A 24,580-nucleotide genomic window follows, 5' to 3' on the forward strand; every position below is an offset into this window, starting at 1 on the left:
TCCCATGTCGAACACAGAAGTTAAGCTTCTTAGCGCCGATAGTAGTTGGTGGGAAACTACCTGCGAGGATAGGACGTTGCCACGCAAAGCAAAAAGGTCGGACCGAAAGGTTTGACCTTTTTTTGTAGATTAGATTAGAATCGTAGCCATCTATCATGGAAAGGGGTGCTAATTATGACTCAAGTAATCACGCAACAAAATATTAATCACTTCGTACAAGATCAACCATTAGTGATCTTAGACTTCTGGGCGGATTGGTGTAGTCCTTGTAAGATTATGACGCCGATGCTCACAGAGTTGCATACAGAGTTAGCGGAACCGTTTAAATTAGGCTTGGTCGATGTTGAAAAAGAACCGGCGCTAGCTGAAGAATACGGCATTCAATCCGTTCCAACGTTGTTAATTTTCAAAAATGGTAAGGCGACGGAAAAAGTCACTGGGGCTTTTCCGAAGGCTAAACTAAAAAACTTCCTATTAAAAAAAATCGCAGAAGTTGATTAAATTCAACCCTGCGATTTTTTTAGTGGTTCGATAATTGACGAACACGATGATAGAGGACTAAGGCGGCAACTTCACAACCAAAGATTAGAATGGCGAGTGGTGCGTACGTGTGACTGCCGAGAATGCCGACCAATGGGGATAGGAAAATCCCGAAGACGTACATACCCAGTCCTAAAACCGAAGAAGCAATTCCGGCGTGTTGCCCTTGTCGTTGTAATGCTAGTGAGGTCACAACCGCGTTGATTAGACCAAGCGTTGATACGACTAGGAACAAACCGATTAAAGCTAACCAAAGCTTATCAGGACCAATTTGGCTTAATAGGACAAACACGCTACCAAGTAACCCGCCGAGTAACCCGAATTTCAGTTGTTGTAATTCGGTAAAACGTTGGATTAAGATGGCTGATAGTTCGGCCATTAGGATAATACCAGCACCGTTGACGGCATAGATGATACTAAAACTGGCTTTTGAAAGGCTAAAGACGTTTTGTAACATAAAACTAGAACCTGAAATATAACAGAACATTGCACCGTAAACCAAACCTTGAATTAATACGAAATAGATGAAGGTGTGATCCTTGAAAATTGTTTTAACGTTAGTTTTAAAACTGATATCAGCTTGTGCTTCAGCAGAAACAACGTGGGTTTCCTTAAAACCAAAAATTAATCCAAGTAGTAGTAAAGCACCGACGACGCTGATAAAACCAAAAATGCCACGCCACGACATATAATTAAGCAAGGCACTCCCAATTAATGGCGAGATGATTGGGAAAATACCGTTGATGGCCATCAGTAACGCGATAAACTTAGTGAGTTGACGACCACTGAATAAATCTTTCGCAACTGCCCGAGTCACAACTTGACCGGCTGAGCTCGCGATGCCTTGAATGAAACGGAGCAAGAAGAATATCCAGATGTTGTGGGTCAGTAGCGATAATAGACACGCGACTAAGGCTAAGGTCATGCCAATCAATAAGGGTTGCCGGCGACCAACACGATCGCTCCAGGCACCGATAAAAATCGGACCGACGGCTAAACCGGCTAGACACATGGTCAGACTAAGCTGGACCATTGAAGCCGATGTCTGAAAATCAGACTGTAGGGTGGGGAAAGCCGGTAAATACATATCGACTAATAGTGGTCCAAAGGCGCTTAGGGAACCGAGTAGAATGGATAGCCAGATGGTTTTGGCTTTTGAAAATTGCATGTGTAACCTCCTCAATAAACTGGAAAAAGTGCAAAAAAATAGCCCGTTAATCACGTAGCTGTCGCAGTACGTATTCGAATGAGTGCTATAAATGTTGCTTCTTAATTACATTATCATAAACGAGGGATAGACGCAAAACTTTCTGTTATTTTATCTGAGAAAAGATGGTTTCCATTTCAGCTTAAACAAGTTATGATAAAGATATTGAAAAAAGAATTTTTTGAGAGAGGTTTTTTAATGAAAATCGCACAAAAAAATAAAATTCTAGAAACCTGTTTAACGGCGGGGCGCATCATGATTGAGAGTGGCTCGGAAATGTATCGGGTGGAAGATACGATGAACCGGATTGCGTATAATGCTGGCATCCAAAAAAGCGTGGTCTTTACGACGCCAACCGGGTTATTTATCGGCATTGAAAACCAGCCGTACGTTCAGTTAGGACCGGTTTCGGTGCGCACGATTAATTTAGAAAAAGTTGAAAATGTGAATACGGCCTCTCGCCTGTTTGCGACAAAGGAGATCACGCTGGATCAATTATCAATACGCTTAAAAAAGATTGATCAGCATACGCCTTATTTTCCAATTTGGATGCAAATTTTAGCGGCAGCGGCTGTTTCAGCCTTTTTAATGATTGTTTTTTCTGGCGAATACGATTGGTTGGATTTTATCCCAGCTGCGATCGTCGGGGCAATCGGCTATGCCGTCTTCTCTGAAGTCAATCGGTTGACTAGTATCCGGTTTATCGGTGAATTTCTAGGGTCGTTTAGCATCGGCATCACGGCCTACTTATTAACAAAGTATCATTTGGGTGTTGATTTAGATAACATCATTATCGGCGCTGTTATGCCGTTAGTACCAGGTGTGGCGATTACCAATTCAATTCGGGATATGTTAGCGGGCCATTTATTATCAGGGATGGTCCGTGGCATGGAAGCTTTGTTGAGTGCTTTTGCAATTGGGACCGGTATCGCGTTGATTTTTAGATTTGTCATTTAGAAAAACTCGGAGGTTTAAATATGCCATATTGGTTGCAATTTATCGTGCAGGCGGCGTTTAGTTACGCGTCAACCGTCTCTTTTGGAATCTGTATTAATTTACCCCGCCGGGCGCTTGCTTGGTGTGGGATTGCCGGCATGGTCGGTTGGCAAGTCTATTGGGTGTTATTTAATTTAGGTAGTGGCCGTATGTTGGGCAATCTGTTAGGCGCGATGGCGGTCGGTATTTGTGGGAGCATCTTAGCACGGTATAAAAAAATGCCAGTCATCATTTATAATATTCCGGGATTGGTGCCATTAGTCCCTGGAGGCACGGCTTATCGCGCAATTCGTAATCTGGTCTTGGGTAATTATGAACAGGCTGTTTCGTTAAGTGTCACGGTTGTCATGGTGGCGGGTGCGATTGCAGTTGGGTTTATGTTGGCGCAAATTTTAGCCGATTTAACCCGGAAACGTGCGATTGCGCCAAAATGGATAACAAGGCATTGAAGTTCTCGGAAGCGTGTGGTATACTCAATACATGCGATGAGTCGAGTAAGTCTCGGTAGGCAACTATTCTGCGAAAGCAGCTAGGAGACCCAAAGATACAGGACACCACGATTATTTATTTAATCAATTGCCGTATGCAAGGTGTTTTCGCCCGCTGTGTTGTGGAGCACAAGGTGTTTATTCTTCGGAATACTGTCGAAAAAGATCTTTCCGTCAGGAAAGGTCTTTTTTTGTGTCCTAAAATGAGACATATTTGATATTATAAGAGTAGATGAAGGGCGGTTATGCGAATGTTTGATTTTGAAAAGGTACAACGTTTAAATGGGTTAGAGTTAACGATTTTGAATTACGTTTTGGCTCACCGGGAATTGGTTGAAAAGATGACGATTCGAAAATTAGCAACGGAAGCGCACGTTTCAACATCAACGATTCTGCGGTTCTGTGAAAAATTAGACTTCGAAGGTTTTTCTGAATTTAAATACGCACTGAAGCGCGAACGACAGGCGACTGAACAGGTCGTGACGTCTGATTACGATGTTTTGATTCCGGTCACTGATTTTTTGAAGAAGACGAATAATGATAGTTTTCGGCAATTGCTCAGCCAAGCAACTGAGATGATTGTTAACGCGAATGCGGTCTTTTTCTTTGGCATTGGGACGAGTGGCGCTCTAGCGCAGTATGGCTCGCGCTATTTAGCGAATGCTGGCGTTTTCTCGTTGAGCATTGCCGATCCGTTTATGCCGTTCGGGATGCACGAAGTTGTCATTCATGAAGCGTTACTGATTGTCTTGTCGGTTTCAGGTGAGACGACGGAAACGATTAGCCAAGTTCAACAGTTCAAGATGGGCAAAGGGCGCGTTCTAGCGATTACGAATCAAGCTAATTCAACGTTAGCCAGCTTGGCCGATTTAGTGATTCCGTATTATATGCCGGAAGAAAAGAACGGCTCATTGAACAATACGACACAAATTCCGGTTGTTTTTATTCTAGAATTATTAGCACATCGAGTGGCAGCGCTTACTAAAGCGCAGATTACGGGTCGATGAAACATGTGCCATTTATGGGACAAATTATTTTAGCACACGCATTTCTTTATTCCGCCCGAATGACTAGTCAAAGTAAGTCGTGGCGCTATATACTATTTATTGGAAGCGCATTCCTACTATAGTAGTTAGTACACGCACTTATTAATGGTTATTCGAAAGGAAGAATCGTATGAACACATGGATTAATACCAAATTAATGCCACCGATTATGAAATTCGTCGGGACTAGAGCTATTACCGCATTGAAAAATGGGATGTTGTACGTCATGCCATTTACGATTGTCGGTTCAATTTTCTTAATTTTAGCCAACCTCCCAGTTCAAAGCTGGGCTGATTGGATGACAAAAACAGGCTTAACCACTTATTGGAACGTGGCCTACAACGCATCATTTGCCATCATGGCGTTGATTGCCGTTGCCGGGATTGCTTATTCCTGGGTTCAAGATGCTGGCTTTGATCCGTTCCCAGCAGGGTTATTATCAATCGTTTGTTTCTTATTAGTGACACGCCCTAGTACCGCGATTACTGCAGCTTCTGGGAAGATTATCATCTCTGCGAAAATGATGGGTCAACAAACCGGTTTTATCGATCGGACTTGGCTTGGCGGTCAAGGGATGATCACGGCGATTATAGTTGGCTTATTGGTTGGTTGGATCTATTCAGCCTTCTTAAAACGCGACATTCGGATTAAGTTACCTGAACAGGTGCCAGCCAACGTTGCGGGTTCATTTACCGCATTGATTCCGGCCGCTGTTTTGATTAGTGGTTCATTGGTCGTCTATATCTTATTTGATAAACTAGCCAACTCAACCTTAACCGAATCAATTTACAACGTGATTCAATCACCACTTCAAGGGATTACTGATTCCTTCGGCGGGATGTTAGCCATTTCATTCTTAGTGCCATTCTTATGGTTCTTCGGGGTGCATGGTTCAACCATCGTCGGCGGGATTATGGGACCATTGTTGCAAGCTAATTCTTTAGCCAACCAAAAGATTTTGGATTCTGGTCGGGCTTTGACACTCGCTAATGGTGGCCACATTGTCACGCAACAATTATTAGATCAATTTATGACGGTCACAGGCGCTGGGATGACAATTGGGATTGTCGTTTACATGACCTTCTTTGCGAAATCAGCTCAATTTAAAGATTTAGGTAAATTATCATTAGCACCAGCCATTTTCAATATTAATGAACCTATTTTATTCGCAACACCAATCGTCATGAACCCAATCATGATGGTGCCGTTCTTCTTGACGCCAATGTTGTCCGCTGTTTTAACGTGGACCGCATTACGAATTGGGATAATTCCACTCTTCCCAGGGACATTAGTACCTTGGACAACGCCACCTATCATTTCTGGATTATTAGTCGGTGGCTGGAAGACAGCGCTTTGGCAAGCATTGATGTTAGTGATGACCTTCTTTGTTTACCTACCATTCATTCGGAAACAAGATCATTTAAATTTTGAAACGGAACAAACAACCAAATAGATTAATCGTTTAGGCAGAAGGAGAGCAGATTATGGGACAATTGCGAAAAAATTTCTTATGGGGTGGCGCGGTTGCCGCTCATCAACTAGAAGGTGCATGGCAAGCAGATGGTAAAGGGGTCAGTGTATCCGATGTGATGACCGCTGGGGATGTTGATCATCAACGGGGAATCACGGATGGCGTATTACCGGGTTATAACTATCCTAATCATGAAGGCATTGATTTTTATCATCGTTATGCAGCGGATATTAAACTATTTGCCGAAATGGGCTTCAAGAGTTTCAGAACGTCGATTGCGTGGACTCGGATTTTCCCAAACGGGGATGAAACGGAACCGAATGAAGCGGGGCTACAGTTTTATGATGATTTATTTGATGAATGTCTCAAATACGACATTCAACCAGTCGTCACGTTATCCCATTTCGAGATGCCTTACCACTTAGTCACCGAATATGGCGGCTGGCGTAATCGTCAGGTGATCGGCTTCTTCACACATTTTGCCGAAACGGTCTTTAAACGGTACCAACATAAGGTTAAGTATTGGATGACCTTCAATGAAATTAACAACCAAGCTAATTATCATAGTCAATTTTCATTATTCACGAATTCAGGGTTAAAAATCACGGCCGATGAAAATCCTGAAAAAGTGATGTATCAAGCTGCGCATTATGAACTCGTCGCGAGCGCTCAAGCGGTTAAAATCGGCAAGCAAATTAATCCCGATTTTGAAATTGGTTGTATGATTGCGATGTGTCCAATCTATCCACTGACGGCTAAACCAGAAGATGTTTTGAAGGCTGAACGTGCCATGCAAACCCGTTATTGGTTTGCCGACGTGCATTGTCACGGCCGGTATCCAGAATGGTTATTACAATATCAGACCAATCAAAATTACAATTTAGATATTACTGATGCTGATTTAGCCGATTTAGCGGCCGGGACCGTCGATTATATCGGGTTTAGTTATTACATGTCCTTTGCGACTAAGGATAACGGTGCGGCCGAATTACACTATGATGAAGAACACGATTTAGTGCCTAATCCGTACGTCGAAGCCTCTGAATGGGGTTGGCAAATTGATCCGGTTGGCTTGCGGTATGCGATGAACTGGTTCAATGATCATTATCATTTACCTGAATTTATTGTCGAAAATGGTTTTGGTGCGGTTGATCAAGTCGAAGCTGACGGCAGTATTCATGATTCATACCGAGTTGATTATTTGCGCAAACACCTTGTGCAGATGAAAAAAGCGGTGATTGAAGACGGCGTCGATTTAATGGGCTACACGCCTTGGGGCTGTATTGATCTTGTTTCAGCTGGTACGGGTCAAATGTCGAAACGCTACGGCTTCATCTACGTTGATAAACAAGATGACGGGTCGGGGACGTTGGCCCGTTCGAAGAAGGATTCCTTCTATTGGTACCAAAAAGTAATTAAAACCAATGGTCAAGATTTAACGGATTAATGATAAAAATGGTTGCTGAACTGTTCGATGATTAATAGAGCAAGCAACCCTGAAAAGCGCTTATTCAGAACTTTTGGATAGGTGCTTTTTAGTTGTGGAAAATAAAACTTGCATTATCAAGTGAAAGCGGTTAAATTATAATTAACGAGGGTCACTAATTAGTGATTGGTTGAGCAATTGGATTAAATACGGCTATTTTCTGAAAGTAAGCTAACAATTTTGTCACTTATTGACATCTTTGACGGTTATGGGATGCAAAATAATTAATTTTCGTTTACAATAAGTAAGTACATAAATGGGAATGGGGTTAAGAAATGAATATTGCATATGTGGTGATTAACATTGTCATTATGTTAATCATGTTGTTTGTTTTAAATAAGATGGCGCGCGTGCACGTTAAATTTAGTAAACGGGTATTCGTTGCGTTAGGCGTCGGGATTTTATTCGGGGCCCTCTTACAGTTAGTCTTTAAATCTGATTCGGCGGTTGTCACACAGACGGCCGATTGGATCGGCATTGTCGGTAATGGTTACGTGTCATTCTTGAAGATGATCGTCATGCCATTAGTCATGGTGTCAATTATCCAAGCGATTACGAATTTAGATTCGTCAAAAGGTTTGGGTAAAATGGCCGGTTTAGTGATTGGTATTTTAGTATTCACAACGCTGATTGCCGCGACGGTGGGGGCATTAACGTCTAATGTCTTCGATTTAAACGCAAGTTCCATTCAATCGGGCCAAGTTGAAAAAGCCCGTTCGAAAGAATTGGAAGCCAAATTAGGGGATGTCCAAGATCAAACCGTCCCTGAAAAGATTGTCAGCTTTATTCCTGAAAATCCCTTTGCGGATATGACGGGTTCACGGCCAACCTCAACGTTAGCCGTTGTGATTTTCTCAGCATTTCTAGGAATCGCGGCCCTGCAATTACGGCGCAAGAAACCAGAACAAGCTGACATGTTTAATAAGATTGTCAACGCCATATACGCCGTGATTATGCGAATGGTCACGTTGATTTTACGGATGACACCTTATGGGGTTTTGGCGTTAATGACGACGACGGTCGCACAAACGAACGTTCAAGGGATATTAAATCTCGGGAAGTTTGTGATTGCCTCCTACGTTGCGTTAATCATTATGTTTATTGTCCATTTCTTATTGATTATGTTTACGGGATTGAATCCTGTTAGCTATTTCAAAAAGGTCTTACCAACGTTAGTCTTCGCGTTTACGTCTAGAACGAGTGCGGGCTCGATTCCAATGAACATCGAAACCCAAACGAAACGTTTAGGGGTTGAAGAAGGGATTGCCAACTTATCCGCTTCATTTGGCGCATCAATCGGTCAAAACGGCTGTGCGGGTGTTTATCCAGCGATGTTGGCCGTCATGATTGCACCAACCGTTGGGATTAATCCATGGAGTGTGGCTTTCTTGGTTAAATTAATCTTGATCGTTGCAATCAGTTCATTCGGCGTTGCCGGTGTCGGTGGCGGGGCAACTTTTGCCGCGTTAATCGTGTTATCATCGATGAATTTACCAGTCGGTTTAGCGGGCTTGTTAATTTCAATCGAACCCTTAATCGATATGGGTCGGACAGCGTTAAACGTAGATGGTTCAATGACAGCGGGTGTCTTATCAGCCCATTTCTTAGGTAAATTAGATAAAGATAAGTTTAATGATATGACTTTAACCGATGAATCAGATGATTTAGCTTAATTAATTAAAATGGAGGTCTTTAAGATGCGGACGATTATTATTGGCGCAACGGCGGCGGGCACGAGTGCTGCGGCTAAAGCGAAACGAACGAATCCAGATTTAGAAATTACAATGTATGAAAAACGGGATTACGTTTCCTTTGGGGCGTGCGGGTTACCTTATTATGTCGGTGCGTATTTTGAAGATGCTAACCAAATGATTGCACGGACACCGGCGGCTTTTGCCAAACAAGGGATTGATGTGCAACTTGAACATGAAGTGACGGCCGTTGATTTCGATGCCCAAACAGTGACGGTTTTGAACTTTACCACCCAACAAGTTTCAACTGAACATTATGATCGGTTGATGTTAGCGACGGGGGCGACGGCAATCATGCCACCGTTTAAGAATGCTGATTTAAAAGGCATTCATCATCTGCGGACTTTAGCGGACGGTGAAACGCTACGGACACTGGGCCAATCTGAAGCTGTCCAAAAGGTGACCGTGATCGGAGCCGGTTTTATCGGTCTCGAAATTGCGGAAGAATTTCACCGACTTGGCAAGCAAGTACAATTAATTCAATTAGAAGACCGGATTTTACCATTGGCTTTTGATGCTGAGTTAACCGACATCATGGCACAAGATTTAGTTGATAACGGGATTGATTTACACCTAGCTGAAGCGGTTCAAGGGTTTGCCGGCGACACACAAGTCAAGACGGTGATTACGGACAAGGGGCAATACGCCACCGATTTAGTGATTGTGGCGACTGGGATTCGGCCGAACACGCAATTCGTCGATGATGACCGGTTGAAACGCTTAGCCAACGGCGCAATCATCGTCGATCAATCAGGGCATACCTCAATCAACCACGTTTATGCGGCGGGTGATAACGCGACGGTCATCAATAGCGTGACGGGGCAACCAATGTATTCACCACTGGCGACCGGCGCGAATAAGTTAGGCCGGATTGTCGGGACCAACTTAGGTGGCCAGAGTGCGCAATTGCCAGGCATGTTAAATTCGGCGGGCGTTCAATTGGTGACCTTGGAAGCGGGTCGGACTGGTTTGACTGAAGCGGAAGCTAAAACGGCTGGCATTGAGTATAAGAGCGTTGTGATTCATGATAAAAATCAAACCGATTATTATCCAGGGCAAGCAGCGATTACTGTTAAATTAATTTACCGTAAAGAGAATCATGTATTAATTGGCGGCCAAGTGATTGGGGCCAAAGGGGCGGTCTTGCGGGTCGACGTTTTAGCAACGGCGATTCAAGCCCAAATGACGACGGAACAACTAGGGTTATTAGACCTCGTCTATGCGCCACCATTTGCTCGTACGTGGGATGCATTAAACGTTGCGGGGAATGTGGCTCATTAATCAGTCTAAAATAATATCAGTTACCTAAGTTTTGGTAATTGATGTTATTTTTTTTATGGACAATTCACTAAACAATGGCAATTAACCGTATTTTATGAGTATTTAATGTTATTTCGGGCCGGATATTGGTTAACTTCATAGTGTTTACTTGATTAATCATGCGGATTTGTGCTAAACTTCCAGTTAGATATTAATTTTTTCTAAAAATAATTATGAAACCTTAATAGTATTTAAGATTTACCAAATAAATTGACTGATAGGAGAAACGTTAATGAATAACACGAAGCGATTAGTTGCATTTAGTTCTGGGATTTTAGGGGCCACAGGGATTGGCTTGTTAAGCGCAGGTCAAGCTCAAGCTGCAACGACAGCAACCGTTAATTATACTGATGGCGCAACCACTGTTTGGACAAGTCCCACAACTGGTCAAACCGCTAAACGTTACATTTTCAAGGGCCAATCAGTTAATCTATTGGCTTCACAAAAGATTGGTGCTGAAACTTGGTACCGGATTGGAAACGGCGAATGGGTACCAGAACGTTATCTAACGACGACTGATAAACCAGCAGTTTCTGAAACTGAAACGGCACAACAAACAGTCCGGGTTGCTTATGCAGATGGGGCAACGACCGTTTGGGCAACACCTACTTATACAGCGCCAACTGGCCGTTATTTAACTTATGGTCAAACGGAAGGTGTGACAAAGACCCAAACCGTCAACGGTGAAACTTGGTATCAACTCGCTAATGGCGGCTGGATGCCAGCACGTTTTACTGGCGAAGGTCAATTAAAGGCAACACCAACTGTTCAACAAACACCAGTTGCAACGACGCCAGCACCTGCTGCAACGCAACCTGCTGTCGCTGAATCAACAGCACCCGTTGCTGCAGAAAGTTCATCAGTCGTTACTTCAGAAAGCACTTCTTCAGCTGTTGAAACATCAGAATCAGTAGCACCTGTTGAAAGCACACCGGTTCAAGAATCAACAACACCGGCTGTTGAAACACCAAGCGAATCGGTTGAAACTTCAAGCACACCCGTTGTTGAAGCACCTCAACAAGAGAGTGTTGCCTCAAGTACATCAACCACTCAAACAACTAATAACACGCAAGAAACAACAAATACGAATACAAATAATAATCAACAAACAACAACACCAAGTACACCGGCACCCGCAACACCAGCACCAAGTACGCCAGCGCCAACAGCGCCAGCAACAACTGGTAATGCACAGTCAGTGATTAACTTAGCGATGGCTCAAATTGGCAAACCTTATGTTTGGGGCGCTAAAGGTCCTAGCAGTTTTGATTGTTCTGGTTTAATGAATTACGTCTTCAAACAAGCTGCTGGTCGCGATATCGGTGGCTGGACACTCCCTCAAGAAAGCGCTGGTTACTCAGTTTCATTGAGTAGCTTACAACCCGGCGATTTATTATTCTGGGGTGCCCAAGGCGGTTCATACCACGTTGCCTTATACATTGGTGGTGGCCAATACATCCACGCACCACAACCTGGTGAAAACGTTAAAATTGGTTCAATGCAATATTATGCGCCTGATTTTGCTAAACGGGTCTTCTAAAGAGCGTTATCAAGAAAACATCTTACTTTCGGGTGAGATGTTTTTTGTGTTTTGGGACTAAATAAGCTATGATGTGAAAGAGATTTAAAAAAAGGACTGATAACAGATGAAAATTGAAGTACAAGCGTTTATCAATCAAATTCAAGATCAAACCTATCTAACGGATGAATATGAATTAGCGACGCCAGAACCATTCACCAGCGCCCCCTTGCTGGCTGCAATCCAACCAGCAATCGAAAAGGCTTTAGAGAAACAAACACTCGCCTCTTTTTCAGCAACGACAACGTATCATGACGAACCCGTTAAAGTGACGCTAGAAACCGGGATTGTTAATTTACCGTTGCAATACATTAAAAAAGTCAACCAATTTTTTGACGAAGCAGCCATCGTTGACGTTAAGCTCTATCTATACGTGACGTCTCCTTGGATTAACCGTTCAGGGATGCGGATTGACGAGATTGGCACCATCGAAACTGTTGCGGCAGATTCTCCAGCGGCTTGGGCTAAAATCTCAGAATTATTAGATCAAGATTTATTAGCTGTCGTGGCGGGTTCAGAAGCACCTAAAGTGGTTCCCGAAGAGCAACCGGCTAAAAAGGCGCCCGCTAAGAAAAAAGCAACGACTAAGAAAAAAGCAACCGCAAAAAAGAAGGCACCGGCTAAAAAAGCAACCGCTAAAAAGACCACAACCAAAAAAGCAACGACTAAAAAAGCCGCCGCTAAGAAAACAACGACGAAAAAGGCAGCCACTAAGAAACCGGCAGCTACCAAAAAGACTACTAAAAAAGCTGACTAATTTAGTCAGCTTTTTTGATTGCTTCGGTGAGTGATAATGGTCCGTTAACGAAAGAATATTTATGGTGGTTGGTTTCAACAGGGTTTTCTAAGACCGTTTGAATCATTGCGGCGACATCTGCGCGGGTGACACTGCCACTAGTGGGTTGCATGGTCACTAGCCCAGTGCCAACAGCGTTGCTTAACGTGCCTGGTCGCAGAATGGTCCAATCTAGTCCAGAATATTCTAACCAATGATCGGCGTAATATTTAGCGGCATAGTAGGGTTTAATGCTTTCTGGCCATTTAGCGCGGTCTTCAACAAATAAGGCACTTACCATGACGTAACGTGGTACTTCGGCAATTTTTGCGGCGGCCATACTTTTGACGGCACCATCTAAATCAATCAGCAAGGTTTGATCATCACCAGTGCGACCACCGGAGCCGGCCGTAAAGACAATGGCATCGTGTTTATTGAATAACGGGGCCAATTCTTTCGGTTGTTGGGTTAAATCCAATTGAATGGGGTCTGCACCCAATGCTGCTAATTCAGGCGCTTGAGTGGCCTTACGAATGCCGGCCGAGACTTGATGACCACTGGCGATTAAACGGGCAATCAGTAATTGACCGACTTGGCCATGAGCACCAATCACGAAAATTTTCATATGATTCCTCCTACAGGATTAAATTAACACCATTATATAGGTTATTTAAAGTAAGTGCAAAGTAAAACCCTTTAGAATAGCTGTTATAGCACAAAATATTCAGAATTATTTATGAGAAAAAAGTAAGTATCGATTGACATATAAATAGGATTATAACACAGTTGTAAGCCCTTTTATTTTTATGATTTGGATAACATTAAAAAAATCTCATAATGGCAGATAATTGTTTAGTGTAATATAATGAAGACAGTCCTAAATTGTGTTATGGTACAGATATAGGGATTGTGATGTATTTTACAATTCGTTTGACAGATAAATCTGTTATTTAATCATAATAGAGAATGAGGTGCTCAGGATGACAAATCAATATCGAAGTGTTTTTGACATCATTGGTCCCATCATGATTGGACCATCTAGTTCACATACTGCAGGGGCAGTCGCCATTGGACATGTGGCGAATCGACTATTCCACGCACCAGTCGAAAAAATTACGGTTCGTTATTTTGAATCGTTCGCCCAAACCCATCAAGGACACGGGACCGACTACGCCATTATCAGTGGCGTTTTAGGATTTGACCCCGCCGACCAACGGGTGCCACACGCAGTTGATTTGGCCCGGCGTCAAGGCATCGAAGTTGAATTTATTGAAGATCCTGGTGACAGCCCGATTGGTCATCCGAATACTGCCGAATTAACGTTAGTCAATGCTAAAAAATCATTGACCGTTTGGGGTTGTTCGATTGGTGGTGGCACGATTGAAATTCGTAAAGTCGATTTGAACGGCATTATTTTCCAACCGGAAGGCCCATTACCAATTATCTTTGTTGAATCTGACCAAGAAATTGGGGCGGCATTAGATCAAATCTTCCAAGATAATTATCGCGATAAGCGAATTTCAGTCCGAGTACCCAACCGATTTATGTATAAGTTAGATTTAGTCGATAAACCTTATCCAGAACAGATTGAACAAGTTCGTGGGATGAGTAAAGATATGATCGTCTTATAGAAAGTGGTGAGCCTATATGTATTGTAAAATTCATGAATTAGTATCCGCAGCCGAAGAACGACATGTGACAATCTCTGAATTGATTATTGAACAAGAAGTTAAAATGAGTCATACTAGTCGGGAAGTTGTTTGGGCCACGATGGGTAAAAACCTGGATGTGATGCTGGCAGCTGAAGAAAAAGGGGTCACTGGTGACGGTGTTCAATCGGCAACTGGGATTACCGGTGGCGAAGCCGTTTTAATGAAACGGTATCGTGAAAAAGGCCAATCGCTTTCTGGTGATATCATGTTGGAAGCCGTTCAAAATGCCATCGCAACTAATGAAGTTAACGCTTCAATGGGCATCATTTGTGCAACGCCGACTGCTGGATCAGCGGGGACGTTGCCTGGCATTTTAGCGGTCATTACGAAGCAACTCAATCTCGATCGTGATGCGCAAATCCGTTTCTTATTTTGTGCAGCCGCGTTTGGGATGGTCGTTGCGAACGACGCAATGATTGCTGGTGCGACAGGCGGTTGTCAGGCCGAAGTTGGTAGTGCCTCAGCAATGGGCGCAGCCGCGGCGGTTGAATCAGCTGGTGGGACGCCACAACAATCTTCCGAAGCATTTGCGATGGCGATGTCTAACCTATTAGGGTTAGTTTGTGATCCAGTTGCCGGTTTAGTCGAAGTCCCTTGTGTTAAACGGAATGTGATTGGGTCGGTCAATGCTTTAACGAGTGCTGATATGGCATTAGCGGGTTTGATTAGTAAGATTCCGGCTGATGAAGTGATCGGGGCTATGAAGAGTATTGGTGAGAACTTACCATCAACATTACGAGAAACCGGTTTGGGCGGTTTAGCCGCAACACCAACCGGCATTGCGTTAAAGATGCAAATTTTTGGTCAGGATTTAAGTATTGAAAAATAAATCAATTGATAACGTTTAGGAGGAGCTCCAATGGCAAAGAAACTCTCAAAATCCGCATACGGTGGTGTACCGGGTAACCAGTACGTTCCCTATGTGAGTACAGGCAACAAGAAAGTCGGCAACACCGCAATTTTAATTATGGGTAGTATTTTAGCTATTATTTTCGCTGCATCAACTGCTTATTCAGGTATGAAAGCCGGTTTGACCGTTGCAGCCGGGATTCCAGGATCAATTATTGGTTCTGGATTAGTGGGTGCGTTTGCCAAATCAAAAGGGATTTTAGGCAAGAACATCATGCAAGGGATGTCCAGTGGTGGTGAATCAATCGCCAGTGGGATGATCTATGTGTTACCTGCGATTATTCTAATCGGTGGCCACATTAACTTTATTCAAGGGGTGATTGTCGGTATCTTGGCAATTCTCTTCGCAATTGGGACAGCTTCACTAGTGCATAACTACTTAATCGTTGAAGAACACGGTAGATTGGTGTATCCCGAAGCAATGGCGATTTCTGAAGCTTTGGTCGCTTCGGATACTGGTGGCGATTCCCTGAAATACATGGGCATTGGTTTCGGTATTGGTGGTGTCATCACGATGTTAACGACTTCTGTTTTTGGGGTTGTCAATAACATGGTTAGCTACGTTGGTTCATCTTTCTATAAATGGAAGTTAGACGTTGAAGTCAATCCGCTACTTGCTGGGATTGGGTTCATCGTTGGACTAGAAGTGTCATTGACGATGTTTGCCGGGGCATTATTATCCAACTTCGCAATCGCCCCATTAATCGGTTATTTCACTGATATGGCCGGCAATGGTGCGCACGTTTGGAACAACGCTAGCTTAGCCGTTAACCAAATGTCAGTTAACGATTTAGCGAGTTCATATGTGAAATATATCGGCGCTGGGATGATGCTTTGTGGTGGTTTAATTGGGGCCATTAAGTTAATTCCAACAATTGTCACTTCAATCAAGAAGACAATAAGCGCTAAAAATAGTACAGGTGAAGATAAAAATACACTTGGGATGATTTCGATCGTTGCCGGGGCTGTTGGTATCTTTATTGCCGGGATTTTTGTTGCCCATAACTTTGCAATGGGAATCGTGGGTGCATTATTAGCTGTTATTTTAAGTTTGTTATTCGTCATTGTTTCAGCACGAATTGCTGGGACCATTGGCTGTTCTAATTTACCCGTTTCCGGGATGACAATTGCGTCATTAGTGATTATGACGGTTGTCTTCGTATTATTCGGTTGGACAGATAACCAACATACTGAAATCCTATTGATGTTCGGGACTTTCGTTGTCACAGCCATCGCTACTGGTGGGGGTTACATGCAATCTCAAAAAGTCACTTATGTGATTGGTGGTTCTAAATCAGAAATGATGAAATATTTCATGATTTCAGCCATCATCGGGGTTTTCGTCGTTATCGGAACGATTACTATTTTAGCACCACAATTTGTATCTGATAGTGGGACACCCGCTTTTGGGTTACCACAAGCCAATTTAATCGCAACGTTAACATCAGGTATCATGTCTGGTAAATTACCATGGATCATGATTATTGTTGGGGTCGTGATGGCACTTGTTTTATTCTTCTTAGAATTACCAATTATGACGGTTGCAATCGGCTTCTACTTACCAATCTCAACAACGTCAATTATTTTAATCGGTGCGTTGATTAAAGTCTTCATTGAAAAGGCAACAACTAATGAAGATATTAAAAATAATCGGGTTCAAAGTGGGGTTAGTCTTTCATCTGGTTTAATTGCTGGGGGCTCAATCATCGGTTTAATCGGGATTATTTTACACGTAACTGGTGTCTTGAAAGATCGTACAATCAATGGTTTTGCAAATGGCAACGGGATGGCACTGATTCTCTTAGTTGTTTTGGTCGTCTCAATTGCGGCACCACTGATGATGATTAAGACGGGAGGTTCTTCTGAAGATGGCACATCAGAAGACTGAAGTTGATTTAGCAACCATTGTGTACCGGAAGAATCCAACGGTTCAATTTGAACTGAAAAAAGGCGTGGTCACGATTATTCGGCCCCAAAATCATTGGATTCAACGGGTATTACGGAAACTGCATTTTAAGATTCCGCAAAACACCACGTTAACGTTAGATGATTATGGCAGTTTTGTTTTTCGCCACATCAACGGGCAACGCAGTGTCTATCAAATCGGTCAAGCATTGGAAGGCCAATTTGAAGAAGCGGGTGATTATCTGTATGAACGCCTACTGGTCTATTTAAACCATTTAGACCAAAACGAACATTTAGTTCAGCAGATAACCCACGATACCGAGTAGTTCATTAATTTGTGAATCATGATTTATTATATATAGATAGGAGTTTTTCAAATGACAGACAGAATCGAATTATCAGCATGTACTTCAATGATGGTGGGCAAGGATGCGTCAATTGATGGCTCTACGATGATTTCGCGGAATGAAGATCGCTTTCTTGCGATCCACACAAAACGGTTCTTCGTACAACCAGCAGTCAAAGGCCGGACCGAAACATATGTTTCAAAATATAATGGGCTAACGTTACAATTACCAGAAGATAGCTATCGTTATACTTCAACCCCTAATGGTGATTTGAGCGACGGTTTGAACGAAGAAGACGGGATTAATGAAAAAAACGTCGCTGTTTCTGCTACTGAAAGTGTCTACGCTAACGAACGGGTTCTTGCTTATGACCCATTGCTTGAAAAAGGCGTGGCTGAAGATTCAATGTGTAGTTTGGTGTTACCATACGCCGACTCTGCTCGTGCAGGTGTTAAGCTAATGGGTGATTGGATTGCTAAATACGGTTCAGCCGAAGGTAATGGCGTTCAATATAGTGATCAAAATGAAGTATGGTATCAAGAAATTGTTACAGGTCATCACTGGGTTGCCGTTCGCATTCCAGATGATTGTTACGCAGTGGCAGCCAACCAAGTTGCGATTGAAAACGTTGATTTTAATGATCCAGAAAATTATATGTGGTCAGAAGGTATTCAAGAATTCGTCAGTGAAAATCATTTGAACCCAAGTGAAACTGAATGGAACTTCCGTAAGATTTTCGGAACGGATACTGAAAAAGACCGTCATTACAATACACCACGGGTTTGGTATGCGCAAAGCTACATGAATCCTGAAATTAAACAAGATCCAGAATCAAGTGATTTACCATTTATCCGTAAAGCAAACCGCAAATTAAGTGTGGAAGATGTTCAATATGTGTTAAAATCACATTATAACGAAACAGTTTACGATCCATTGGGTAATGGGACTGAGGAACAAAAGACCACTTATCGGGCAATTTCACTTTCACGGACGCAAAACTCACACATCTGCCAAATCAGAAACAATGTGCCTGATGCGGTTAAAGGTGTGCAATGGTTAGGCTTTGGTGTCCCAACATTCTGTCCTCACGTGCCATTCTTTACGAATGCTAATGACACAGATGTTTCGTATCGTGAATTACCTGAAAAGATGCAACTAAACAATGCTTATTGGTTAAACGAAGCACTTGCAATGGTTGTTGAATCACACTATGGTGCATTCAAACAAGCCGACATTGATTATCAAAAAGCCTTATCAGAATGGGCAAGAACGCGAATTGCTCAAGTTGATAAAGCCGTTAGTAATCAAGCAGATGCACTCGATTATCTCACACAACAAAATCATGATATTGCAACACATTATAACCAAAAAACGACTGATTTGTTGGCACAGTTAGTAACAGAAGGCACACAGCTTTCTAAACTAACTTTCGTGATGGATAAGAACCTATAGACAAAGTTTAACGGCCTTTTGCTGAATCGAGCCACACTTCCCGATGGAAGTGTGGCTTTTTTGATGGAGGTGTTTTAATGATTGAGGTTCAAGCGAATACGAAAAAGATTATCATTGCCATGATTTACGGTTTCTTGGCGGCCGTCAGTGTTAATTTATTTTTAGTGCCAGCGCAAACTTATTCAAGTGGGGTCACGGGGATTGCCCAATTATTAACCGCATTTGTGAGCCATTTGGGCGGTTCATTAAGTGTCGCTGCACTGGTTTTTATTCTAAACGTACCATTATTATTATTGGCCTGGTATAAGATTAACCATCAGTATGCGATTTTCAGCATTGTGGCCGTCTTCACAAGTGTTTTATTCTTAAAATTGATTCCGGTACCCGCTCAGCCAATCGTGACTGAGCGCTTTGCTGGCGCTCTTTTCGGAGGGGCTTTAATTGGGTTAGGCGTTGGCCTTTGTTTCAAAGCTGGTTTTTCAACCGGGGGGACCGATGTTATCGTCACCTTAGTCGGTCGTCTAACCGGGAAACGGGTTGGCGCTGTCAATAACGTGATTAATGGCTTCATCATTCTGGCCGCGGGGTTATTCTTCGGCTGGGGCGCTGCGTTATACAGTATCGTCGAAATTTTTGTCTCTAGTTTGTTGATGGATTATATTTATACCCAACAGCAGCGGGTGACCGTCACGATTTTTACCAAGGATCCAGAAATGCTTAAAAAGCGACTGCGCGAGTTCATTCATGGTGCGACCGAACTAGATGGAACGGGATTATATACGAATGAAGAAACAACGGTCATCATGACGGTTGTTTCAAAATACGATTTAACCGCCCTACGTCAGGTTGTCCAAGCCGCCGATCCAAACGCTTTCGTCAATATTCAATCAACGATGAACCTTTGGGGTAAATTTGAAAATAATGAATAAGCGCAAAAACAAGCTGTAATAGCACTCAATTGATGAGTGCTATCACAGCTTGTTTTTTGTTTTAACGAATTTGAGTGAGTGTGCCATCGGCGATTTGCCAAACGTGATCGACTAAATCTAAGACCCGTTCATCGTGCGTAACCATGACGGCCGCGCGGTTTTGTTGGTGAACGGCGGCTTTAATCGAAGCGACGACTTCGCGGCCGCGTTGGGCGTCTAAGCTAGCGGTTGGTTCGTCGGCTAAGATTAACGGTGGTTCGTTAATGAGTGCCCGGGCAATGGCAACTCGTTGTTTTTCGCCGCCGGATAGAATCTTGGGATAGTGTTGAAGATGGTGGGCGAGGCCTAGATTAGTTAGAATCGCTTGTGCTTTGGGTAAATCAACGTGGCCCGCTAAGCGTTGAATCAGGGTCAATTGATCTTGAACCGTTAAGTATGGAATTAATTCAGCGCTTTGGAAGATAAAACCAATCTGGTTTAAGCGAATCGTTGTTTGGGCCTTAGCGGACAAGCTAGTTAATTCTTGACCGGCCAACGTGATTGTACCGGAAGTCGGGTGTAATAGCGCGCCCATGATGGTTAGCAAGGTGCTTTTACCAGTGCCGCTTGGGCCAACGATGGCGGCAAATTCGCCGGTTTTAATTTCGAATGACACATCGTGTAAGACGGTATTGGTTTGAGCACCGTCGGGATATGTCTTAGAAATATTGGTTAATTTTAAAATCGGTTGTGACATTAGGCGTGACCTCCAATGGCTGAAATTGGATCAATTCTGGTGACTTGAATGAGTGATAATAAGGCGCTTAAGACAGCGACCACTAAGAAAATGGCACTGGTACCACCGATAACGGCGGGCGTTAAACTAAAAGGCATGCTGGTTGGCATGATCAGACTAATCCCAATGATGGCGCCGTCAGCAATCAAGATGGCAATTAACGCTAGGAGGCCGATTTCAGTCAGTAGGTGATTGACTAAATAACGGTTTTGAGCGCCGAGGGCTTTTAAGACGCCGAAATCGGCTTTCTTTTGCAACGTCATGATGTAAAAGAAAATGGCCAAGACGAATAATGAAATCACGTATAAAAAGCCAATCATTAAATATAGCGAGCTTTGTTCGGCGGAATAACCTGGAATCGCGCTGATGACTTGTTTGGTGGTCAGCGTTTGATAACCGGACGTTGTTGATTTAGTGTGGTCAGAAACGACTGCGTTAAATTGCGTTTTGGTGCTGGGATTAATCAGGAGACCCTGTTGCGCGTTTAAATAAATAACTGGGCTGTGTGAATAGGCGGTTGCAGTGGTGAAACCGGCAATTTGGAATCGATGACCGCTAATCGTATCTTTGAACCAATCGCCTTTTTGGTAGCCATCGGTTTGCAATTTGCGGCTGACGACGACTTGGTTCGTTTTTTTGTTGGTCAATTGATGACCACTTGTGATGGTTGGGGCCAGGAATGAATTGGCATCAACCACGAAGTAGGCGATATCGGTTTTCGCTTTTTGGTGAGCAGTCTGTTGAATCGTCGCTTGATTAACGCTGAGACGCGTATCTGACGTTTTAGTAGTCAGTCGTTGCCAATCTTGCTCGGTCAGATTAGAACGGTTTAAACGTGCATCAGCGTCTTTTTGAAGGATGAAGGTTTTAGCGGTGGTATTTTTTAAGGCGGAACCACTGTCGTTGGCCAAGCCGTTCGCCAAACCGGTGATGAACAGCACTAAGAAAACAATCAGAAAAATAATGAAGGCCAGTGCGCTGAATTTAAATTTGCTGTAACGTAATTCTTTAAGTGTGAGAAACATGGTGAACCTCCCAATCAGTTGATATCTCAACTATAAGAAAGTTTGCTGGGCGAAACAATCATCAGAATAGACGCAATTGTGTTATAATGCACACAATCAACCTAATTGTGGTGTAAAAGGAGTTCTTTTTGATGGCGAATGTCGATCGGCGTGCACGTAAAACCCAAACAGCGATTTTAAATCAGTTTATTAGTTTGATGGCTCAAAAGCCGATTAACGAGATTACGATTCGGGAACTCGCCGAAGCCGCCGATATCAATCGGCGGACTTTTTACCTGCATTATACGGATATTTATGATTTATTACGGCAGACCGAAGATCAGGTGATTGTTCAATTTCAACAGGCCTTAACCACGTTTACGACCGCTGATCATGAATTATCAACGGGCCAAGCGTATTTTAAGATGATTATGCAATACGTGACTGAACATCAGCGGCTCTTGGGCGTTTTGTGTCAGAATCCGGATTCGGAACTGATGAATAAATTGGTCAAAATGACGATTGATGAAGGCCAACGGGTGATTGCATTTAAAGACCCACAAATGGCACCGTTTATTCTAAACTACTGTTGTTGGGGGATTATCGGGATTTTGCACACCGCGATGCGTCAAGCGACAGTCGATTCGGAAACATTGAACACGCTAGTCGACCAGCTGTTAGTCAGTTCGTTAGCGGTCGGGGAAGCAACCGATTACGTTTAAAAAATATAACCAAATAAAAAAACGACCAATCCAGTCCGGATTAGTCGATTTTTTATTTAGCAGCGGTTAGTTGTTTTAAATTAACCACTAACTTGTTATTCAATTCAGAAACATTCGTTTTATCAGCTGGATCGAAATCCGTAATGTTAATGAGGGCTGAATTTTCGTAAACTTTTTCAACGGTCCCAGTAAAAGGAGCGTCCATGTCTTCGGTCACTTTACCAGTGACCACATCGCCGATATTGAGGCTTTCTTTATCCATTTTAAAAACTCCTTTAGACTTAATTAAAATTACCAAATAAGCTGATAATAAACTATGCGGGATTAAATAGCAAGCTATATCATAGCTGAATCAGATTAATAGCGCTTAAATTAGAAATTAATCAGCAAGTGCTATTTAAATTGGGGCTTAAATAAGCTAAAATAGACCCTGTGTTACCGGTTACAAAAAATGGACGCGGGGAGTTAATATGGAACCTTATTTAATTTTTTCAGATATTGATGGGACTTTAGTGGTTGATCATCAGATTGTAACGCCGTTTACCAAACAGGTGATTCGGACGTTACAACAACGGGACGTCATTTTTTACATCGCGACCGGCCGGTTATATAATCTAGGCAAGGTGATTGCCCGTCAGATTAATGATGAGGTCCGAATCGTCGCATCGAATGGGGCGGTTTTTGAAGATCAGAATCAGTTGAGAAAAAAGCGGCTTGGTAAGGCGGCCTTAAAAGCGGCTTACGAAGCATCGCAAGCTGATCCAGGATTATCAGCTCATTTCTTCACAACTGATGCGGTTTATTATACACAAGAAATCCCCCGATTTGTGGCGCGGGATGCGGGGAATCTGACGAGTATGGGCGCTGAAATTACACATGATGCAGTCACCGATTTAGACATGTTAATGAACATGAGTGATCAAATTATTAACGGGATTATCATCGGACGGGGGGTTCCAACCGCGCTGGCTGATGCCCGACAACGGTTAATTGACCAAGACGTGATGAGTATTTCATCTTCGGGACCCGATAATATTGAATTGATTCCGAAAAATATCGATAAAGCCACGGCGATTCGACAGATTCAAACGTTGCACGATATTGATGCTGATCACACGTTTGTTTTTGGGGATGGTCAAAACGATTTAGGGATGCTCCAAGAAGCCAAATATAGCGTGGCGATGGGCAATGCATTACCCGAAGTCAAAGCAGTTGCCAACTACGTGACTGAAACGAATAATAACGATGGTGTGGCGCGCTTTTTACAACAACAATTCAACTTAGAAATTCCGAATACGGAAGTTGGTTTATAAGGGTTGACCCGCTTTTTATTTTTGGTTATACTATTATCACGGTGTTAAATGAGCCGTGAGAATGCTGTTTTAGCTCAGTAGGTAGAGCATCACCATGGTAAGGTGGGGGTCGTCGGTTCAAATCCGATAAACAGCTTATAAAAGTAAAAAATAGGTCGCAACTTTTTAGTGAGAGTTGCGGCCTATTTTTAACTCATTTAGGAGGTATTATTATGCGCTCAGCCGTTTTTTATGGTGCCATTTCGTTAGATGGTTATTTAGCCGATCGGGATCAACAGATTGATTGGTTGGAGAAGTTTGAGGTGCCCGATGCGATTAATCAAGCTTACACTGATTTTATGGCGACCATTGATACGTTGATTATCGGCCGGAATAGTTTTGATTACGTGGCAAGTCAATTTGCAGAATATCCTTACCCAGAATTGATGAATTACGTCTATACATCGCGTCCGTTACCACAAGCCTCCGCACAGATTCAGGTGCCGACGCAGACCCCGACTGAATTGGTCAAAAGTCTTAAAAACCAACCGGGGCAAGATCTATGGATTGTCGGCGGCGGTCGGATTGTGACTGAATTAATCGCTAATCAGCAATTGGATAAAATGATTATTCAAGTGGCACCGATTCTATTAGGTGGTGGTTACCGCTTATTCGAAGCACTTAATCAGCAAACCCAATTCGAATTAGTGTCAGTCGTCAAAATGGGTCAGTACACAGAAATGACGTTGGTTAAAAAATAAGCTAGCAAAAAACACAGGGTCTTTGTCAACTGGTGTTGGTGAACGATTCAAGTGAACGTTTTGGAAGTATCTGCCGATTAGACAGATGCTTCTTTTTTTAGGCTAATAGGCGT

General features: G+C 42.9%; 24 protein-coding genes and 1 tRNA gene. 20 read left to right on the forward strand and 5 right to left on the reverse strand.

From position 1 onward, the window contains the following. The first annotated feature begins 174 nt into the window (after positions 1-174). Positions 175-501: a thioredoxin gene (gene trxA, locus LFUMFP_RS01795; RefSeq protein WP_025082916.1), complete on the forward strand. Its 327-nt coding sequence runs from the start codon at positions 175-177 to the stop codon at positions 499-501. Positions 502-520: 19 nt separating this feature from the next. Here trxA and LFUMFP_RS01800 read toward each other — a convergent pair whose 3' ends face one another. After that, positions 521-1,708: a multidrug effflux MFS transporter gene (locus tag LFUMFP_RS01800; RefSeq protein ID WP_025082917.1), complete on the reverse strand. Its 1,188-nt coding sequence runs from the start codon at positions 1,706-1,708 to the stop codon at positions 521-523. Between the two features lie 237 nt (positions 1,709-1,945). Between LFUMFP_RS01800 and LFUMFP_RS01805 the strand changes: the two genes are divergently transcribed. From LFUMFP_RS01805 to LFUMFP_RS01845, 9 genes are all read left to right on the forward strand, one after another. Continuing rightward, positions 1,946-2,704, forward strand: a complete 759-nt coding sequence (locus LFUMFP_RS01805) for a threonine/serine exporter family protein (RefSeq protein ID WP_035438977.1) — start codon at positions 1,946-1,948, stop codon at positions 2,702-2,704. A gap of 20 nt (positions 2,705-2,724) precedes the next feature. Beyond that, on the forward strand, positions 2,725-3,192 hold the full coding sequence (locus LFUMFP_RS01810; protein WP_025082919.1) for a threonine/serine exporter family protein: 468 nt from the start codon (positions 2,725-2,727) through the stop codon (positions 3,190-3,192). A 290-nt stretch (positions 3,193-3,482) separates the two neighbouring features. Continuing rightward, positions 3,483-4,238: a MurR/RpiR family transcriptional regulator gene (locus LFUMFP_RS01815; protein ID WP_025082920.1), complete on the forward strand. Its 756-nt coding sequence runs from the start codon at positions 3,483-3,485 to the stop codon at positions 4,236-4,238. 169 nt (positions 4,239-4,407) lie between these two features. Beyond that, positions 4,408-5,730: a PTS sugar transporter subunit IIC gene (locus LFUMFP_RS01820; protein WP_025082921.1), complete on the forward strand. Its 1,323-nt coding sequence runs from the start codon at positions 4,408-4,410 to the stop codon at positions 5,728-5,730. Positions 5,731-5,761: 31 nt separating this feature from the next. Beyond that, complete coding sequence (locus tag LFUMFP_RS01825) at positions 5,762-7,195, forward strand: 6-phospho-beta-glucosidase (protein WP_025082922.1); 1,434 nt, start codon at positions 5,762-5,764, stop codon at positions 7,193-7,195. A gap of 314 nt (positions 7,196-7,509) precedes the next feature. Next, positions 7,510-8,907: an L-cystine transporter gene (locus LFUMFP_RS01830; RefSeq protein WP_106482963.1), complete on the forward strand. Its 1,398-nt coding sequence runs from the start codon at positions 7,510-7,512 to the stop codon at positions 8,905-8,907. A gap of 24 nt (positions 8,908-8,931) precedes the next feature. Then, positions 8,932-10,266 carry a CoA-disulfide reductase gene (locus LFUMFP_RS01835; RefSeq protein ID WP_106482964.1) on the forward strand — a complete coding sequence of 445 codons (1,335 nt, stop codon included), beginning with the start codon at positions 8,932-8,934 and terminating at the stop codon, positions 10,264-10,266. Positions 10,267-10,537: 271 nt separating this feature from the next. Then, positions 10,538-11,845 (forward strand): C40 family peptidase, encoded by a 1,308-nt coding sequence (locus LFUMFP_RS01840; protein WP_106482965.1) that lies wholly within the window; start codon positions 10,538-10,540, stop codon positions 11,843-11,845. Between the two features lie 106 nt (positions 11,846-11,951). Further along, positions 11,952-12,641 (forward strand): hypothetical protein, encoded by a 690-nt coding sequence (locus LFUMFP_RS01845; protein ID WP_025082925.1) that lies wholly within the window; start codon positions 11,952-11,954, stop codon positions 12,639-12,641. Between the two features lies 1 nt (position 12,642). On the opposite strand, the gene LFUMFP_RS01850 is transcribed toward LFUMFP_RS01845, so the two are convergent. Further along, complete coding sequence (locus LFUMFP_RS01850; RefSeq protein WP_106482966.1) at positions 12,643-13,284, reverse strand: SDR family oxidoreductase; 642 nt, start codon at positions 13,282-13,284, stop codon at positions 12,643-12,645. A gap of 355 nt (positions 13,285-13,639) precedes the next feature. Between LFUMFP_RS01850 and sdaAB the strand changes: the two genes are divergently transcribed. The 6 genes from sdaAB (at position 13,640) to LFUMFP_RS01880 (ending at position 19,913) form a co-directional block, all read left to right on the forward strand. After that, entirely contained in the window at positions 13,640-14,290 is a 651-nt protein-coding gene (sdaAB, locus tag LFUMFP_RS01855) for an L-serine ammonia-lyase, iron-sulfur-dependent subunit beta (protein WP_025082927.1), read from the forward strand. Between the two features lie 16 nt (positions 14,291-14,306). After that, complete coding sequence (gene sdaAA / locus LFUMFP_RS01860; protein ID WP_056950329.1) at positions 14,307-15,200, forward strand: L-serine ammonia-lyase, iron-sulfur-dependent, subunit alpha; 894 nt, start codon at positions 14,307-14,309, stop codon at positions 15,198-15,200. Between the two features lie 30 nt (positions 15,201-15,230). Further along, positions 15,231-17,168, forward strand: a complete 1,938-nt coding sequence (locus LFUMFP_RS01865; RefSeq protein WP_025082928.1) for an OPT/YSL family transporter — start codon at positions 15,231-15,233, stop codon at positions 17,166-17,168. Beyond that, entirely contained in the window at positions 17,149-17,511 is a 363-nt protein-coding gene (locus LFUMFP_RS01870) for a PqqD family protein (RefSeq protein WP_025082929.1), read from the forward strand. Before LFUMFP_RS01865 ends, LFUMFP_RS01870 begins: the two co-directional genes overlap by 20 nt. Positions 17,512-17,562: 51 nt before the next feature. Continuing rightward, entirely contained in the window at positions 17,563-18,984 is a 1,422-nt protein-coding gene (locus LFUMFP_RS01875; RefSeq protein WP_025082930.1) for a C69 family dipeptidase, read from the forward strand. Positions 18,985-19,061: 77 nt separating this feature from the next. Continuing rightward, positions 19,062-19,913, forward strand: a complete 852-nt coding sequence (locus LFUMFP_RS01880) for a YitT family protein (protein ID WP_106482967.1) — start codon at positions 19,062-19,064, stop codon at positions 19,911-19,913. Positions 19,914-19,974: 61 nt separating this feature from the next. On the opposite strand, the gene LFUMFP_RS01885 is transcribed toward LFUMFP_RS01880, so the two are convergent. Together LFUMFP_RS01885 and LFUMFP_RS01890 are read right to left on the reverse strand one after the other, a co-directional pair. Continuing rightward, complete coding sequence (locus LFUMFP_RS01885) at positions 19,975-20,649, reverse strand: ABC transporter ATP-binding protein (RefSeq protein ID WP_106482968.1); 675 nt, start codon at positions 20,647-20,649, stop codon at positions 19,975-19,977. Then, positions 20,649-21,713 (reverse strand): ABC transporter permease, encoded by a 1,065-nt coding sequence (locus LFUMFP_RS01890; protein WP_106482969.1) that lies wholly within the window; start codon positions 21,711-21,713, stop codon positions 20,649-20,651. The genes LFUMFP_RS01885 and LFUMFP_RS01890 overlap by 1 nt, the downstream gene beginning before the upstream one ends. A 131-nt stretch (positions 21,714-21,844) precedes the next feature. On the opposite strand from LFUMFP_RS01890, the gene LFUMFP_RS01895 reads away from it, so the two are divergent. After that, a complete protein-coding gene (locus tag LFUMFP_RS01895; protein WP_106482970.1) occupies positions 21,845-22,414 on the forward strand; it encodes a TetR/AcrR family transcriptional regulator in 570 nt (189 codons plus the stop codon). A 52-nt stretch (positions 22,415-22,466) separates the two neighbouring features. Here LFUMFP_RS01895 and LFUMFP_RS01900 read toward each other — a convergent pair whose 3' ends face one another. After that, entirely contained in the window at positions 22,467-22,676 is a 210-nt protein-coding gene (locus LFUMFP_RS01900) for a DUF2187 family protein (RefSeq protein ID WP_056950332.1), read from the reverse strand. 208 nt (positions 22,677-22,884) lie between these two features. Here LFUMFP_RS01900 and LFUMFP_RS01905 point away from each other — a divergent pair, with 208 nt between their 5' ends. From LFUMFP_RS01905 to LFUMFP_RS01915, 3 genes are all read left to right on the forward strand, one after another. Further along, positions 22,885-23,727, forward strand: coding sequence for an HAD family hydrolase (locus LFUMFP_RS01905; RefSeq protein WP_106482971.1), 843 nt, complete (start codon positions 22,885-22,887; stop codon positions 23,725-23,727). Positions 23,728-23,790: 63 nt separating this feature from the next. After that, a tRNA-Thr gene (locus LFUMFP_RS01910) sits at positions 23,791-23,863 on the forward strand. A gap of 76 nt (positions 23,864-23,939) precedes the next feature. Beyond that, positions 23,940-24,467, forward strand: coding sequence for a dihydrofolate reductase family protein (locus LFUMFP_RS01915; RefSeq protein WP_106482972.1), 528 nt, complete (start codon positions 23,940-23,942; stop codon positions 24,465-24,467). The last annotated feature ends 113 nt before the right edge of the window (positions 24,468-24,580 follow it).

It is taken from the genome of Latilactobacillus fuchuensis, assembly GCF_900258455.1.
GTDB classification, from domain to species: Bacteria; Bacillota; Bacilli; order Lactobacillales; family Lactobacillaceae; genus Latilactobacillus; species Latilactobacillus fuchuensis.